Origin of the sequence: Nocardiopsis prasina DSM 43845 (assembly GCF_000341265.1) — a bacterium.
GTDB lineage: Bacteria > Actinomycetota > Actinomycetes > Streptosporangiales > Streptosporangiaceae > Nocardiopsis > Nocardiopsis prasina.
The window spans coordinates 38,921-53,713 of the sequence record NZ_ANAE01000140.1 but is presented as its reverse complement, the minus strand read 5'-3'; the positions used below and the strand labels follow the sequence as shown (position 1 = coordinate 53,713).

Here is a 14,793-nt window from a genome sequence, read left to right as displayed (position 1 = left end):
CCCTCATTCTCCCCTCACCGCTGCTCGGGGTGCGGGCTCGCGGGGGTCAGGGCCGGTCCGGTCCTGTGCGAACGCCACCACACCACGGCGGCGATCACGGCGACGGTGAGGGTGGGAACCAGCAGGACCGCGGACCCCGCACCCGCGGACCGGTCCGTCACGGCGGAGCCGATGTCCGTGTGCAGGGCCGCGGCGATCACGAAGGTGACCGTGTTGAGCAGGGCGTGGATGACGACCGCGATCTCGATGCCGCCGGTGCGCCAGGTGATGACGGCCAGGCTGGCCGCGAGCGTGAAGTACCAGAGGTTGATCCAGGGGTCGTCCGCACCGTGGAGGACCGTGAACAGTGCGCTGGAGACGAGGACGCCGAGGAAGAGCGAGACGCGTGGTCCGCGTCCCCAGCTCCCCGCGATCCGGAACACGAGGCCGCGCAGCCCGTACTCCTCACCCGCTGATTGCAGGGGGGTCAGCAGGAGGGTGATCACGATCAGGACCACCAGAGAGGCGGCCGACCAGTGCGTCCGTTCCCCGGCGGGGGACAGGTTCAGGACGAGTAGCGAGAGCAGCCAGACCGGGCCGATGAACACGAGGGCCCGACCGAGGACGTCGAACCTGAACCGGGAGGCCACCGAGTGCAGAGAGGCTCCCCTGCCTCCGTAGAGCCAGCGCTGGAGCACCATGCTCCACGGGATCAGGAGAGCGAGGGAGAACATGGTCGCGCCGTGGTAGAGCGGTGTGTAGTCGGTTCCGCCCATGGCCGGGTTGACCCTGCCCATCCTCAGGTCGGCGAAGCCCGCTGCCTGGGCGGCGGCGAAGCTGAGGACGAACATGCCGAGGATCAGGAGCGCGATGGCGAGGAGCCCGCGTCCGACGCGGCGTTTCCTTCCGGCGAGGACCCGGTGGTACTCGACCCCGGGCGGGACGTGTCCGCGTGCGCGGACGTGCTGTTCTCCGGCTTCGGGCTGCGGAAGCGTGTCGTTGAGGCTCATGTCCCGAACCTAGGCAGACGAAGCCCTGTCACACAGTGTCACCAGTCAGGGTCTGGTTCGGTGTTCCGCATGGAGTGGCCATGACAGATGTCATGGGCCGGATCGGCTGTCCCGGCCCGGTGCGCAACCTGGGTTGACAAAGATCGGCCGCGCAACCTAGGTTGACACCCATGGACGCGATGGAACTGGCGGCCACCGCCTCGGACACCTCCACCCCCGTCGAGGGGCTGCGCGCGGTCTCCTCGCTGCGCACCCTGGTCGACGCCCTGGAGCTGCGGCAGGTGGAGGAGGCGCTGCGATCCGGAGAGTCATGGACCTCCATCGCGGCGGCCCTCGGGGTGACCCGGCAGGCCGTCCACAAGAAGTACGGGAAGAGACTGCGCCACATCACGGAGAGAGGCCGGGCATGACCAACCAGTCCGCGAGACAGGGCCTGCTGAGCATGGGGAGCGACCGCGCCGCCATCGAGATCGCGGCGGGCCGGGAGGCCTCCCTCGCCGGTCACGCCGAGGTGGGGTTCGAGCACCTTCTGCTGGGCGCCCTCGTCAGTGGCGGTCCCGGCGCCCGCCACCTGATGGACGCGGGGCTGGACCTGACGGAGGCGCGTGCCGCCATCCGTACTCTGATGCGTGACGATCTCGCCCTGCTGGACATCGACACGTCGCTGACCGCCCAACCGGGCGGCAAGGAGGAGGCCGTCCGGCTTCCCCAGTCCGAACGCGTGAGTGAACTCCTCGTCGACTGCCCCTGGGCCGGAGGCGACGTCGCCCTGATCGCCGCGCTCATCGACGACGAGGGAGGGCGGGTCCGGCGTCTGCTGGAGCGTTCCGGGGTGGACCCCGACCTCGTGCGCGAGGGCCTCGACGGGCTCTCCCCGGACCCGGCGGAGCCCGTCGGGGCGGCCGATCCGGGTTCCGTGCCGGACGGGTGGGACAGCCTCACATACGAACGGGAGGTTCCGGTCTCGGCCGCGCGCTTGTGGGCGCTGGTCTCCGACCCTGAGCGTCGGGCGGAGTGGGAGCCCGGCCCGACCGAGGCGCGGGTGGTCGGTGACGGAGCGGTCGACCTCGTGTCGCCGGACCAGCCCGTGCGGAGGGAGGCGGTCACGCACCGGGTCGAGGGGCGGGAGATCGTCTGGACGCGGGGCGACGAGGGGGCAAGTCAGGCGCTCCTGATCGTCGTCGAGCCGCTCGGTGAGCGCGCCCGGCTGCGGGTGCGCAGGAGCTGGCCGAGCGCGCTACGCCACCGGCGGATCGCCAACCGCCTGCTCCACTGGATCGTCCGCAAGCAGCTGCGGATCCACGTCCAGACCATCACCCAGGCCGCCGCCTAGGGCGATCGTCCGCGCCCCGAAGCGCGTCTAGGACTCTGCGCTGAGGAGGGCGGACACACGCTCGGCCTCGGCCGTCAGGAGGGCGCCCAGTTCGGCGACGCGGGGCTGGTCCAGGCGATAGACCGGACCCACAACGCTGAGGGCCGCGACGATTCCCGTCGCGGCCCGCACCGGGGCGGCGACGGCCATGACCTCGGGTTCCACGATGGAGACCGTGGCGATGAACCCCTCGGGAGGGGGGGCGTCGCGCAGGGCCTGACCCACGGCGGACCCGTCCTGCGGGAAGCGGTGCCCCACCCAGCTGACGTGGCGGATCGTGTGGCTGCCCTCGGCCTGGGCGATGTACAGGACTCCCTGGTCCGGCGTGCCCACGCACAGGTAGCTGGACTCGCCGGTCGCGCGGGCCAGCTCGCCCAGGGACGGCTGCGCGAAGGCGACGAGTGAGTCGTGGCTCAGCGCCCTGGCCCCGATGCCGATCAGCCGGTGACCCGGGCGAAAGGCACCGTCCTCCCCTCGGAGGGCGAACCCCGTGGACTCCAGGGTGCGCAGCAGGCGCAGGGCGGTGCTGGGCGCCAGGTCGGTTCGGCGCGCGCACTCGGTGAGCGAGACCTCGCCCTGTTCGGCGACGACCGCCAGGAGTTCCAGGGCCCTCTCGACGGTCCGGGTCGACTGCTCAGCCACGTCGTTCCTCCGGTGAGAAATCCGCCCGGGAGACGGGCGAACATCGGGTTCGTTTCATACAATGGAATCAAGCTGCCACCTGATGGCAGACTATCGCCCCGGGAGGTTGAGGGAGGCGGGCATGCTGAACCTGGACGGATCTCCTCTGGACTGCGGCCGGATCGCGCGGGCGGCACGGTTCGAGGAGCCCGTCGCGTTGACGTCCGAGGCCTGGGCGCGGGTCGCGGCCGCGCACCGCGGGGCCGCGAGGGCCACGGAGCGCGGTCCGGTCTACGGACGCAACACCGGGGTGGGTGCGAACCGGGACGTCGCGGCCGGAGCCGAGGGGCACGGCCTGCGCCTGTTGCGAAGCCACGCGGCGGCGGGCGGGGCGCCGTTGCCCGGGGAGGCGGTGCGCGCGATGCTCCTCGTGCGGATCAACCAGATCGCGGTGGGCGGCTCGGGGATCTCCCCGCAGACCACCCGGGCACTTCTCAGCATGCTCAACACCGGCGCCCTCCCCAGCGTCCGGGAGCACGGCACCGTGGGCACCGGTGACCTGGCGGCACTCGCCGGGGCGGGGCTGACGTTGGTGGGCGAACGGCCGGCGGACGCCCCCTGGGCGCCGATGCGAGGTTTCCCCGAGACGGACGCGTTGGCGCTGATCAGCAGCAACGCACTGACCCTGGGCAGGGCCGCGCTCGCGGTCGCCGACCTGGACCCGCTGCTGCGCGTCGCCACGGTGACCACGGCCCTGTCCGCGCTGGCCTGCCGGGCCAACCCGGAGGCCTTCTCCGCTGAGGCCGCCCGCGCCGCCGTCGTGCCGGGCGCGGCCACCGTCGCCCGGGGGCTGCGTGAACTCATGGGACCCGTTCGGCCCGCACGGGTCCAGGACGCGTTCGGGTTCCGAGCGGCGCCCCAGGTCCAGGGGGTCGTCGTCGACGCGCTGACCGAACTCGCCGGGCTGGTCGGCTCGCTCACCGCCGCCGCACAGGAGAACCCGTTGGTCGTGGCGGACGGGGTCGTGCACCACGGCGGGTTCCACATGGCCGGGTTGACCCTGCGTCTGGACGCCCTGAGGCTGGGCCTGGCCCAGGCGGCCCCGTCGCTGTTGGGGCGGTTGCGTGCCCTGTCCGACCCCGCGGTCACCGGGCTGCCCGCCTTCCTCGCCACGGGGCCCGCGGGTTCCTCGGGCACCATGATCATCGAGTACACGGCGGCCTCCGCCTACGGTGTCCTCCGAGCGTCGGCGGCCCCGGCGTCCCTGGAGACCGTGGTCCTGTCCCGGGGCGCGGAGGAGGACGCCAGTTTCGCGCCGTTGGCGGTGCGGCAGACGGAGACCGCCACCGCCGCTCTGCGCACCCTCCTGGCCTGCGAGCTCCTCACCGCCCTGCGCGCGCTGTCGTTGCGGGGGAGCGACGCGTCCGTGTTCCACCGGGCCCGGCACGCCCTGCGCGCACAGGGCGGTGCGGACGACGACACCGGCGACCGCGACCTCCAGGAGGACCTGGACGCGGCCGAACGCGCGCTCCCGCAGCTCGGGGGGCCGTTGGCAACGCAGTGGGACACCGCGTCGGAGCGGGCGCAGGCAAGCGGGTTCTGACTCGCCGAGGGGACCGGGAGACGGGCCGGGCGTTGGGTGGGTGCGGCCCACCCACCCTCACCACTTCCGGCCGAAACCTCCCGGACCTAGCCTTGACGGCATGGGCACTGACCGAAGCTCCGATCCCCGGTTCCACCTGGGGGAGTTCCTGAGCGCCAGGCGTTCACGGCTGCGCCCCGAGGACCTCGGGCTGGTCACGTACGGCCGCCGCAGGGTTCCGGGCCTCCGCCGCGAGGAGGTGGCGCTCCTGGCCGGGGTCAGCACCGACTACTACATGCGCCTGGAACAGGGCCGCGAACGGCATCCCTCCGCGCAGGTGGTCGAGGCGCTGGCCAGGGCTCTGGAGCTGGACGGGGACGCCGCGGACCACCTGCGTCGACTGGCACGCGCCGAGGGACGTCCGCACGGCCGGGCCCGCCGGGACTCGCGGGTCTCCCCGCACCTGGCCCGCCTCCTGGAGCGCTGGAGTGACACTCCGGCCTTCGTGCTCAACAACCCCCTGGACATCCTGGCCCGTAACCGCCTCGCCGAGGCCCTGCACTCCGACTTCGCCCTGGACGACAACCTGGCGCGCATGGTCTTCCTCGACCCGGCCGCGCACCGATTCCACCGCGAGTGGCGCCGGACCGCCTCGGCGACCGTCGCCGAACTCCACCGCGCGGCGGGCCTGAACCCGGACGATCCCCGGCTGAACGAGGTCGTCGGTGAGCTCGCGCTCAAGAGCGCGGAGTTCCGTTCGCTGTGGGCGCGACACGACGTGCGGGGCAAGACAGGCGACGCCAAACCGCTGCACCACTCCGAGGCGGGCGACCTGGACCTGCGCTACGACAGCTTCACGGTCAACGGCGCCCCCGGGCAGCAGCTGATCGTCTACCAGGCGGAACGGGGGAGCCCCTCGGAGGGCGCTCTGGCCCTGCTCGGATCCCTGCACGCCGATGTCCACGATCGGGGCGACCAGACGGAGCTGGACCGCAACGGCCGGGACCGGTTCGATTCGAGACCGGGGTTCCGGGAGGCGCCGCCCCGGTGACTGGGAGTCGCGCACCAGGGATGACGGCGACCTGGTTGCCCCGGCGGAGCGGGACGAGACTTCGGGGTGAAGGCGGTGGAACCCTCCACCGCGCGGCATCCGACCGAGGAAGCATTCATGAGCTCCGAGACCATCGAACACGACCCCGGGAGCCCCGTCCTCCTGGAGGAGATCCGGCGTCGGGCCGACGACCCCGGGCGGCGTGTCCTGTTCACCAACGCGACCGTGGTCACCATGGACCCGGAACTCGGGATCCTGGAGCGCTCGGACGTTCTGGTCGAGGGGGACTCGATCGCCCAGGTGGGTCCCGGCCTGGAGGCGGGGAACGCGGTGGTGGTCGACGCCACGGGCACGATCATCACTCCGGGTTTCGTGGACACCCACCGGCACGCCTGGCAGTCCCAGCTGCGCAGGATCATGCCGGACGTGGACGATCTCGTGGACTACGTGACCACCACGCTGGCCGGTTACGCGCCTCTCTACGAGCCCCGGGACATGTACGTCGGCACCCGGCTGGCCGCGCTGTCGGCGATCGACAGCGGCATCACCTGCATGCTCGACTTCTCGCACAACTCGAGGTCGCGCGAGCACTCCGACGCCGCGGTCCGGGCGCTGGTGGACAGCGGCGTCCGCGGTGTCCACGCCGCGATGGGGCCGCACTTCGGTTCCTGGGACCAGCAGTGGCCCGGGGACCTCGCCCGGCTCCGGGAGGAGTACGCGGACGGTTCGGACCGGATGCTGACCCTGCGGGTCGGGGCGCTGGCCACCGACGAGATCGCCGGACCGTCCCTGGCCTACGGGCCGGAGCTGGCGCGCGTCGCCAGGGAACTGGATATCGGGGTCAGCGTTGACGCGGTCTTCGGTACCGCGTCGTCCCGGTCCGTGCGGGCCTGGGCAGACCAGCGGCTCCTGGGCCCGCACGTCACCCTGATCCACGCCACCGGCCTCACCGACGAGGCGTGGAGGCTGATCGGGGACACCGGGACCACGGTCTCCCTGGCACCGACCTCCGACGCCCAGATCGGTCTGGAGACCGCGATCCCCGCCGTCGACGAGGCACTCGCCGTGGGAGTGCGCCCGGGGCTGAGCATCGATGTGGAGGTCGCCCTGGCCGGGGACATGTTCACCCAGATGCGGGCCCTGCACACCGTGCAGCGGATGCGCGCGGTCAACGCCGCCTACGGCGCCGAGACCGAACCGGTCCGGATCGGCGTGCACGACGTGCTGGACTTCGCCACCCTCCAGGGGGCACGGACCAACGGGCTGGCCGGAGTGACCGGTTCGCTCACCCCCGGCAAACGCGCCGACCTCCTGGTCATCGGCGCCGAGGACCTGAACAACATGCCGCTGAACGACCCGGTCGGCACCGTGGTCCTGGGCGCGGACGCCCGCAACATCACCGCCGTCCTGGTCAACGGCGAGCCCCGCAAATGGGGCGGAAGGGTGCTGGACGTCGACCTGGCCGACCTGCGGGAACAGGTCCACGTCTCACGGGACCGGCTCCTCGGTCAGGCGAGGGCCCGGAGATGACCGCACGAGCGGAACCGAGCGACCACCGACGCGTGAACGCCACCAAGCGAGAACAGGACACACGGAGCACCATGAACAACATTCCGACGACCACCCCCGCGTCGAGCGGCACGGGGCCCGCGATCCAGCCGAGGCGCGACGAGGCGCTGCTGGCCCAGGTAGGTGAACCCGGCGGACGCCCGCTGCTGCTGACCGGCGGCGTCGTCATCACGAACAACCCGCTGATGGGCGACTGGCAGCGGGCGGACGTCCTCATCGGAGGAGAGGTGATCGTCGGGGTCGGTCCGGGCCTGCTGACGGCGGCCGGAGACGACGGCATGATCGTGGTCGACTGCTCGGGAACCGTCGTCCTGCCCGCCACCCTCGATCTCACCCGGGACCACGTGGGCGGCACCCTGACCCCGGGCGGGCCCGCGGATGTCGCCGTGTTCCGGGTCGCCGACGAGCCCGGAGCCCCCAAGGGAACCGCCCCGGCCGGGAACGGCCGCCTCGACGTGCAGATCACCGGCGGGCGGGTCCGGGTCTGGGACGGACAGCCGGTCCAAGGGCCGGGCTCCGCCCCGGAGCGGGGGAAGGAGCCCGTCCATGACCCGCACCACCCCCACACGGGGCTGTGGGTGGAGGAGAACGGGTTCGTCCGCCAGGAGCTGCTGCCGAACGGTCGCTACGACGAGGCACGGGGGGACAGGGAGAGCGCCTACACCGGCCGGTACTGGATCGACGGATCCCGGATCGACTACCTCGACGACCTGGGTTTCTGGGCCTTCGGAGAGTTCGACGGAGACGTGCTGCACCACGCCGGATACCGCTTCACCAGGCGCTGAGGTGCTCGGGCGGCGCCGAACGGTCACGGGCTGACATGGACGGTGCCGCCCGGGACTCACCGCACGACGTCGAGGATCTGCTTCTGCACGCCGTTGGAGTACACCTGGTGCTCGACGAGTGCGAGCCGGGTCAGGTCCTTGTCGGTGTCGCTGAACAGCCGCTTGCCCGCTCCCAGGAGCACCGGGAAGACCAGCAGGTGGTAGCGGTCGACCAGTCCGGCGTCGGCGAGGGCGTGGCCCAGGGTGGCGCTGCCCTGGACGGAGAGCGGACCGCCCTCGGTCCTCTTCAGTTCGGCGACGTCCTCGACCGTGCGCAGGATCGTGGCGGGCCAGCGCGGGTCCTCCTCGGTGAGCGTGGTGGACACCACGTAGCGCGGCTTGCGGTTGTACCCGGCGAACTCCTCCATGCGGGGCCACACCCCGGCGAACGCCTCGTAGCTGCGCCGGCCCAGCAGCAGGGCGCCAGCCTCCTCCTGTTCCCGGCCCTTGATCTCGAAGGCGGCCTCGTCAGGCTCCACGGAGTTCATGGTCCAGCCGGAGTTGCGGTACCCGCGTTCTCCGCCCGGGGCCTCCATGACCCCGTCGACGGACACGAAGGCGGTGACGATCAGGCTGCGCATGGTGGCTACCTCGCTGCTGGGGCGTTGGCTGTCCCGGGTTTTGTACCACCGGGGTCCGACGATCCGGGGTAGGCGGCCGCCATGCCGGCGGCGCGTCGAACACGCCGAGCCGGGGACATGGGTTGATCCGGTGGGGTGACCGGTGACAGGCTCCTGTGCGAGGAGACCGCCACGACAACGGCGTCGTGGCGGCCTCCCTCCGCACCGTTCAGTCCCGGCTCGGCGGTTCCTCTCCGAGGAAGAAGGCGGTGGTCCGGTCCCGGGCCGCCTCGGCCTGGGGACGCGATTCCCCGGAAGCCACGCCGGCCTCGGCCCACTGCGCGCTGCTCGCCGTGATGAATCGGCGGCCCTCGTCGGTGCGCTCCCAGCCCTCCGCCTCCTGAGGCGTGAGCGCGCCCGCGTGCAGGTGCTGGGCCAGCCCGAGCAGGGCCAGGTCCCAGCCCACACCGGTGGCGCCCGGGCCGAACTGCTCCCAGAACTGAGCCACCGAGTCCGCGTCCGCGGTGTGTTCGAGGGTCAGCCGCGCGCCGTCGCCGTCCGGGTCCACCCGGACCGCGATCCAGCTGACGTCCCCGCCGTACTCCCAGGTGGCGCTGAAGGAACGGGGTGCCTCACAGGTCTCGACGGTGCCGTTCGCGTTGCCCTCCACCTGGTATCGGCCGCCCGGTCGCAGGTCGCCCGAGACGGGGGCGAACCAGCGGGGGAGCCGTTCGGCGGAGGTGCAGGCCTCCCACAGGTCCTCGACCGTGGTGGAGTAGCGCTGGCTGATGGACGACACCAACGTCCGGCGTCCGTCACGTTCCCCGGTCTCCAACGCTCGGGAGACGGCTTCGATCTGCCCGTCCACGTCGACGGGGTCGCGCTCGCTCATGGTCACTCCTGGGTGCGTCGTTGTCGCTTTCCCCGGGCGATCTCGGTCTCCAGGGCGGCCAGCCGCGGCGCCCAGAACCGGCGGAACGGATCCAGCCAGTCGTCCACGGGGCGCAGCGCCTCGGCGTCGAAGGAGTACAGCCGCCGGGCCCCTTCGGCGCGCACGGTCGCGAAGCCGTGGTCCCTCAGCACCCGCAGGTGCTGGGAGACGGCGGGCTGGCTGATCCCGAACTCCTCGCGGACCACCGTGGTGAGTTCGCCGGAGCTGAGCTCCCCGTCGGAGAGCAGTTCGAGGAGCCGCCGTCTGACCGGGTCACCGAGAACGTCGAAGGCATGCATGACCAGAGTATATCAACCTTGGCTTATATAAGTGGAGGCTGAGGTAAAGGATCTCGGGGACGACGGAGCCCCGCGAGCCGACCGTGCGGCTCGCGGGGCTCCGTGGGGAGTCGGGGTCAGCCCAGGACGACGGGCAGGCGGTCGAGACCGCTGGAGACGATGGAGGCCGTCTCGGGGAACTCCTCGCCCTCGGCCAGGCGGAGGTTCGGGAACCGCGTGAACAGCTGCTCCAGCGCCGTGACCCCCTCCAGTCGGGCCAGCCCGGCGCCGAGGCAGAAGTGCGGGCCGTGCGAGAAGGCCAGGTGCGAGTTCTGGGCGCGGCGCAGGTCGAAGACGTCCGCGTCCCCTCCGTGCTGGGCCGGGTCGCGGCCGGCGGCACCGAAGCCCATCAGCAGGGCCTCGCCCTTGGGCACGCTCACCCCGCCCAGGGTGACCTCCTCGGCCGTGTAGCGCAGGGGCATGTACTGGACGCTGGCGTCCCAGCGCAGGGTCTCCTCCACGGCGTCGGCCCAGGACGCCTCGCCGCTCCGGATCAGGGCGAGCTGGTCCGGGTGGGTGAGCAGGGCGTGGACCGCGTTGCCGATGAGGTTCATCGTGGTCTCGTAGCCCGCGCCGATCATGAGGATCAGGGTCCACACGAGTTCGCTCTGCGACAGCCGCTCGTCGCCCTCGGCGCGCGCGTCGAGCAGGGCACTGGTCATGTCGTCAGCCGGGTTCCTGGCCTTCTCTGCGGCCAACTCGCCCAGGAAGCTCTGGAGGTCCGCGTTGGTCTGGGCGGCCACCTCGGGGGTGATGGTCGCGTCGAAGACCCGGTGGATCAGCGTGTGCAGGGTGTCGCGGTGCTCCTCGCCGACACCGAACAGCTCGGAGATCACCGTCATCGGCAGGGGCAGAGCCAGGCCCGCCCGGAGGTCGACCGGACCCGGCCCGGCGGCCTCGACGGCGTCGAGCAGTCGCGCGGTGATCGCCTCGACGCGGGGACGCAGCGCCTCGACCCGGCGCGGGGTGAACGCCTGGGACACCAGGGCGCGCAGTCGCCGGTGCCTGTCCCCGTCCGCCGTGAGCATGTTGTCCGGGGCCACCCAGGAGATGAGCGGCCAGTCCATGGGGATCTCGCCCTCGGCCCAGGGACGCCAGTGACGCGCCTCCTTGCGTACGCCGGGGTGGGAGAGCGCCTCCATGAGCACATCGTGTCCGGTCAGCGCCCGAACAACCACGCCACCAACGATCTCAACTTCGACGACGGGGCCTCGGGAGCGGAGTTCTGTGGTCTGTCGGTGGAGGTCGTAGGGGTGGAGGACGGGGATGTCTGTTGCCATGGAGGTGTCGTGCCCTTCGAAGAGACGGGGGTGAACGTTACCGGCAGCTGGGAGAGAGCCAGGGCGAACGGGGCGGGTCGTCGGTGGACGTCCTCCTTGTTCGTCCGTAGGTCGGGCAGACGCTTGGTGAGGGTCTCGACTCCGACCTGCGCGATAGCGTACGCGAACCCCTGTGCCGGGCATCGGTGAGGTCCGACCCCGAACGCGAGGTGTGCGCGGTTGCCCGACTCGATGTCCGGGCCCTCTCCGGCCATGGTCGCGTGCGCGGCCGCGTACCCGAGCAGGATCGGCTCACCGGCCCGGATCACCGTGCCCGTGCTGACCCGCACGTCCTTCACCGGGTACAGGACGGGGTAGTTGTTGACCGGGGGGTCGATCCAGAGCAGCTGGTCGATCGCCTCGCCGATCCCCACGCGGGCACCTCGGAAGGCCTGCCGGACCTCGTCGTCCGCGAGGAGGGTGTGGGTGGTCCCGGAGATGAGGTTCGCGGTGGGTTCGGCCCCGGCCCCGATCGTCACCACGAGCTGGTGCAGGAGCTCCTCGTCGCTGAGTCCGGACCGGTGCTGGAGAAGCCAGGAGGTGACGTCCTCGCCGGGCTGGGCGTGCTTGGCGGAGATCGCGTCGGACAGCGCCCGCTCGTACTCGCCGTTGGACTTGACGACGTCGATGCCGTCCCACAGGGCGCTGAGGGAGTTCAGCACGCGCTCACCGACGTCGCGGGAGAAGCCGAAGATCTCGCACAGGACCAGGAGCGGAAGCAGGCGGGCGTACTCGGAGACGAGCTCGGCCTCACCGCGTTGGCAGAAGGCGTCGATGAGGATGTCGGCGTGCTGGCGGGTGATGTCCCCGATCCGGCTCTCCGGGACGCGGCCCAGGGAGTCGATCACCGAGCGCTTGAGGCGGGCGTGCTCGTCGCCGTCGGAGTACAGGAGGTTGGGCCGGTGCATCATCATCGCCACGACCGGGGCGTCGTCGGGGATGCGGCCCTCACGCCAGTCGAGCCACAGGCGTGAGTCGCGGCGGAAGGTGCGGGTGTCCCGGCACCACGCGGTGATCAGTGCGTAGTCGGCGACGACCCAGGCCTTGATCCCGGGGAAGATCTCGGCGGGGAACACGGGGCCGTGTTCCTTGACCATGCGCCGGTTGACCGCGTGCGGGTCGGCGGTGAATTCAGCGGAGTGCAGCTCGGCGTACGGGCATCGGGGGGCCACGGGCATCCTGTTCTGGGAGGCGACGAAGCGCCCAGTCTAATGAAACTTTGGGTACTTTTTACATCTTGCGTCACTCCCAAATCTCTTGCCCCAGGGGGTCTGCGGTCTGTGGACTCACGCCGGGCGGGTTCGGACATCAAGGTGAAAAACGGGCGTCATTGCGCTGACCAGGCAGGCCGCTGGCGAACTCGCCCCCATGGCCTGGAGGGGCCCGCCAGTGAGTTCGGCCGGTGTTCGGCCCGCGTTGGGGAACCCTTCGGATCGCCGGTGACCGGCACCACCACCGGTCCGCTCCGCCCCGTCGCCGGGCGTCCGCGCGTTCGGGCGGTCGTGCAGTCGGGCGGTCGGTGCACCTAGCCGAGGAGGGCCTGTTCGATCTGACGGGTGGTCTGCGCGGCGATGTCCGGGTGCGCGGCGGCGTGGACGACGTGCGCGATCAGACCGGTGGCCAGGGCCCAGCCCCGGCCGCGCGCCCACAGCGCGTCATCCTCCCCGGGACCCAACCCGAGCTCCGTTCCGAGTTCCGCGCGAAACTCCGCCCGGGTGGCCGGGGACATCAGGGTGAAGGCCATCATGAGGTCGCGTGCGGGGTCGCCCAGGCCCAGACTGCCGAAGTCGATCACCGCGCTCACCTCACCACCGGTGGTCAGCAGGTTGCGGGTGTGGAAGTCGCCGTGGAACCAGACCGGTGGCCGGTTCCACGCGGGGGCGTCGAGCGCGGACTCCCAGAGCGAGGCCAGGGCCCGTGCGTCGAAGGTGTCGGCGACCATGGCGATGGAGGACCGGGTGTCCGGGTCGCGAAGCGCGAGTGGTTCACCCGCCAGGCGTTCCGGGACGTCGCGTGGTGTGCTCCGCTGGAGGGCGGCCAGGAAGCGGGCGAGCCGTCGGGCGCAGACGGCGCTGTCCGCGAGCGCCTCGACCGTCGCCGTCTCACCCGGCAGCCAGCGCGACACCGCCCAGGGCCACGGGTACCCGAACCCCGGTTCGCCCACGGCCACGGGTTCCGGCACGGCCAGCGGGAGGTGCGGGGCCAGGCGCGGCAGCCACAGTGACTCCTTGTCCGCCTGCCCGGCCGCGTCCGCGTGGCGGGGGAGCCGGACGGACAGGTCCTCGCCCAGCCGGTGGATCACGTGGTCGAGGCCGCCGGGGCGGACCGGCCGCAGCGGCAGCCCGGCCCACCGGGGGAACCGGTCGTCCACGAGCCGCCGGACCAGACGGGTGTCGATCTCGGGGCACCCGGGTGGGGCGGTCTCGGTCATCAGGGGCCACGTCCTTCTCTTCGTCTGCTCGTGAGGCGGTACCCCCATCCCACTCCCCGGCCCCAGGGTCCGTCCACTGCATTTCCCCGTGCGAGGTGGTGGAGCCTGGTCAGGTCCCGGGGCCGGTGGCGTGGCCGAGGGCCACCGCGCCCCGGTAGCCGTCCGGACCCATCGTGGACATCGCGTCGAGAGAGGCGTCGGGGACGGGCAGCAGGTGCGCGTCCACCCAGGTGTCGCCCGTGGCGGCGTTGGTCCAGGGGTCCTCGACCACCACGGCCCCCGGCACGGCGCCATGGCAGAGCACCCAGTGGGGTACGTCGAACCCCTGCATCGTGGCCAGCGAGAGCAGCAGGAGGACCTGTCCGCCCCCGGTGACGGTCGCGCGCAGCTCCTCCGGGGACAGGCGGCGGGGGTCGACCGGCAGCCCGGCCCGGGCCGCGTCGGCCCGGGAACCGCGCTGGAGGACGGCGCGCCACTCCCGCTCGTCCCCGGAGTAAGAGTCGAGCAACACGGGGGCGTCGGTGTCGAGACGCACCGTGACGGTCGCGTCCGGCCGCGCGCGGTGGACAGCGAGGCCCAGGCCGACGGGTTCGCAGGCGGGGAAGTTGGTGGCCTCACGCCACAGGGCCAACTCCGCCGCGCGGTCGAGGGACCCGGCTGACAGCGCCCCCGCCCGGACACCGGCGGTGAGCGCGGTGACGGCCGCGCAGGTGAAGTTGGTGGTCTGCCGGTAGTACGGGGGCTCGGCCACCTCGGAGTCCACCAGCCAGCGCACATGGCCGGAGGATGGCTGACCGGGGTCGTCCACCTGACCGCTCGGGCTTTCCAACGGGGTGAAACCGAGGGCGCCCGCCTGCCCGGGACTCACGGTCCACCCCTCCCACTTGACCTGGGAGAGCCCTCGCTCGCGCGCGAACGCGACGACCGCCCCGACGGTGCGGGGCCCGTCCCCCACGGCGTCGACGATCTTCGCGTACGCCGAACCGGGCCGGGAGGTCACCAGGGCCGCCCCGGTCCAGGCGCCCGACGCCCCGTCGGTGACGGCCACGATCTCGGGGGAGTGGGTCGAGCGGTCGGGAGCCCCCCAGCGTTCACGTACCCCGGCCGGGACGACCGGCACCAGCTCCGGTGGCGGCGCGGCCGGGTCGAACGGGACGACGACCCGGTGCACCGGAGGTCGCGCGTGGTGGGAGTGCATTCGGTACT

15 protein-coding genes are annotated in these 14,793 nt (G+C 71.9%); 6 read left to right on the top strand and 9 right to left on the bottom strand.

Annotation, left to right across the window (positions count from 1 at the left end):
- Nucleotides 1–14 precede the first annotated feature (14 nt).
- On the bottom strand, nucleotides 15–989 hold the full coding sequence (locus tag D452_RS0115535) for a CPBP family intramembrane glutamic endopeptidase (RefSeq protein WP_017545074.1): 975 nt from the start codon (nucleotides 987–989) through the stop codon (nucleotides 15–17).
- Nucleotides 990–1,159: 170 nt separating this feature from the next.
- On the opposite strand from D452_RS0115535, the gene D452_RS0115530 reads away from it, so the two are divergent.
- Both D452_RS0115530 and D452_RS0115525 read left to right on the top strand, forming a co-directional pair.
- Entirely contained in the window at nucleotides 1,160–1,399 is a 240-nt protein-coding gene (locus tag D452_RS0115530) for a hypothetical protein (protein WP_017545073.1), read from the top strand.
- Nucleotides 1,396–2,322 (top strand): SRPBCC family protein, encoded by a 927-nt coding sequence (locus D452_RS0115525; protein WP_017545072.1) that lies wholly within the window; start codon nucleotides 1,396–1,398, stop codon nucleotides 2,320–2,322. Before D452_RS0115530 ends, D452_RS0115525 begins: the two co-directional genes overlap by 4 nt.
- Nucleotides 2,323–2,349: 27 nt before the next feature.
- Here the strand turns inward: D452_RS0115525 and D452_RS28385 are convergent, their stop codons facing one another.
- Nucleotides 2,350–3,003, bottom strand: coding sequence for an IclR family transcriptional regulator (locus tag D452_RS28385; protein ID WP_017545071.1), 654 nt, complete (start codon nucleotides 3,001–3,003; stop codon nucleotides 2,350–2,352).
- A gap of 121 nt (nucleotides 3,004–3,124) precedes the next feature.
- On the opposite strand from D452_RS28385, the gene D452_RS28380 reads away from it, so the two are divergent.
- From D452_RS28380 to D452_RS0115500, 4 genes are all read left to right on the top strand, one after another.
- Nucleotides 3,125–4,585, top strand: a complete 1,461-nt coding sequence (locus D452_RS28380) for an aromatic amino acid lyase (protein WP_017545070.1) — start codon at nucleotides 3,125–3,127, stop codon at nucleotides 4,583–4,585.
- A gap of 100 nt (nucleotides 4,586–4,685) precedes the next feature.
- Nucleotides 4,686–5,615, top strand: coding sequence for a helix-turn-helix domain-containing protein (locus D452_RS0115510; protein WP_017545069.1), 930 nt, complete (start codon nucleotides 4,686–4,688; stop codon nucleotides 5,613–5,615).
- A gap of 117 nt (nucleotides 5,616–5,732) precedes the next feature.
- Complete coding sequence (locus tag D452_RS0115505) at nucleotides 5,733–7,145, top strand: amidohydrolase family protein (protein WP_017545068.1); 1,413 nt, start codon at nucleotides 5,733–5,735, stop codon at nucleotides 7,143–7,145.
- Between the two features lie 71 nt (nucleotides 7,146–7,216).
- Nucleotides 7,217–7,969, top strand: coding sequence for an Atu4866 domain-containing protein (locus D452_RS0115500; protein ID WP_239646400.1), 753 nt, complete (start codon nucleotides 7,217–7,219; stop codon nucleotides 7,967–7,969).
- A gap of 56 nt (nucleotides 7,970–8,025) precedes the next feature.
- Here the strand turns inward: D452_RS0115500 and D452_RS0115495 are convergent, their stop codons facing one another.
- The 7 genes from D452_RS0115495 to D452_RS0115465 form a co-directional block, all read right to left on the bottom strand.
- Nucleotides 8,026–8,589: a dihydrofolate reductase family protein gene (locus D452_RS0115495; protein WP_017545066.1), complete on the bottom strand. Its 564-nt coding sequence runs from the start codon at nucleotides 8,587–8,589 to the stop codon at nucleotides 8,026–8,028.
- A 208-nt stretch (nucleotides 8,590–8,797) separates the two neighbouring features.
- On the bottom strand, nucleotides 8,798–9,460 hold the full coding sequence (locus D452_RS0115490; RefSeq protein ID WP_017545065.1) for an SRPBCC family protein: 663 nt from the start codon (nucleotides 9,458–9,460) through the stop codon (nucleotides 8,798–8,800).
- A 2-nt stretch (nucleotides 9,461–9,462) separates the two neighbouring features.
- The gene (locus D452_RS0115485; protein WP_017545064.1) at nucleotides 9,463–9,798 is read right to left on the bottom strand and encodes an ArsR/SmtB family transcription factor; all 336 of its coding nucleotides are present in this window, start codon (nucleotides 9,796–9,798) and stop codon (nucleotides 9,463–9,465) included.
- Between the two features lie 116 nt (nucleotides 9,799–9,914).
- Nucleotides 9,915–11,015, bottom strand: coding sequence for a cytochrome P450 family protein (locus tag D452_RS0115480; protein WP_026129349.1), 1,101 nt, complete (start codon nucleotides 11,013–11,015; stop codon nucleotides 9,915–9,917).
- A complete protein-coding gene (locus D452_RS0115475) occupies nucleotides 10,997–12,334 on the bottom strand; it encodes a cytochrome P450 (RefSeq protein ID WP_239646399.1) in 1,338 nt (445 codons plus the stop codon). The genes D452_RS0115480 and D452_RS0115475 overlap by 19 nt, the downstream gene beginning before the upstream one ends.
- Nucleotides 12,335–12,681: 347 nt before the next feature.
- Nucleotides 12,682–13,587 carry an aminoglycoside phosphotransferase family protein gene (locus tag D452_RS0115470; RefSeq protein ID WP_017545061.1) on the bottom strand — a complete coding sequence of 302 codons (906 nt, stop codon included), beginning with the start codon at nucleotides 13,585–13,587 and terminating at the stop codon, nucleotides 12,682–12,684.
- Nucleotides 13,588–13,696: 109 nt separating this feature from the next.
- Entirely contained in the window at nucleotides 13,697–14,785 is a 1,089-nt protein-coding gene (locus D452_RS0115465) for a peptidase C39 family protein (RefSeq protein ID WP_017545060.1), read from the bottom strand.
- Nucleotides 14,786–14,793: the final 8 nt, after the last annotated feature.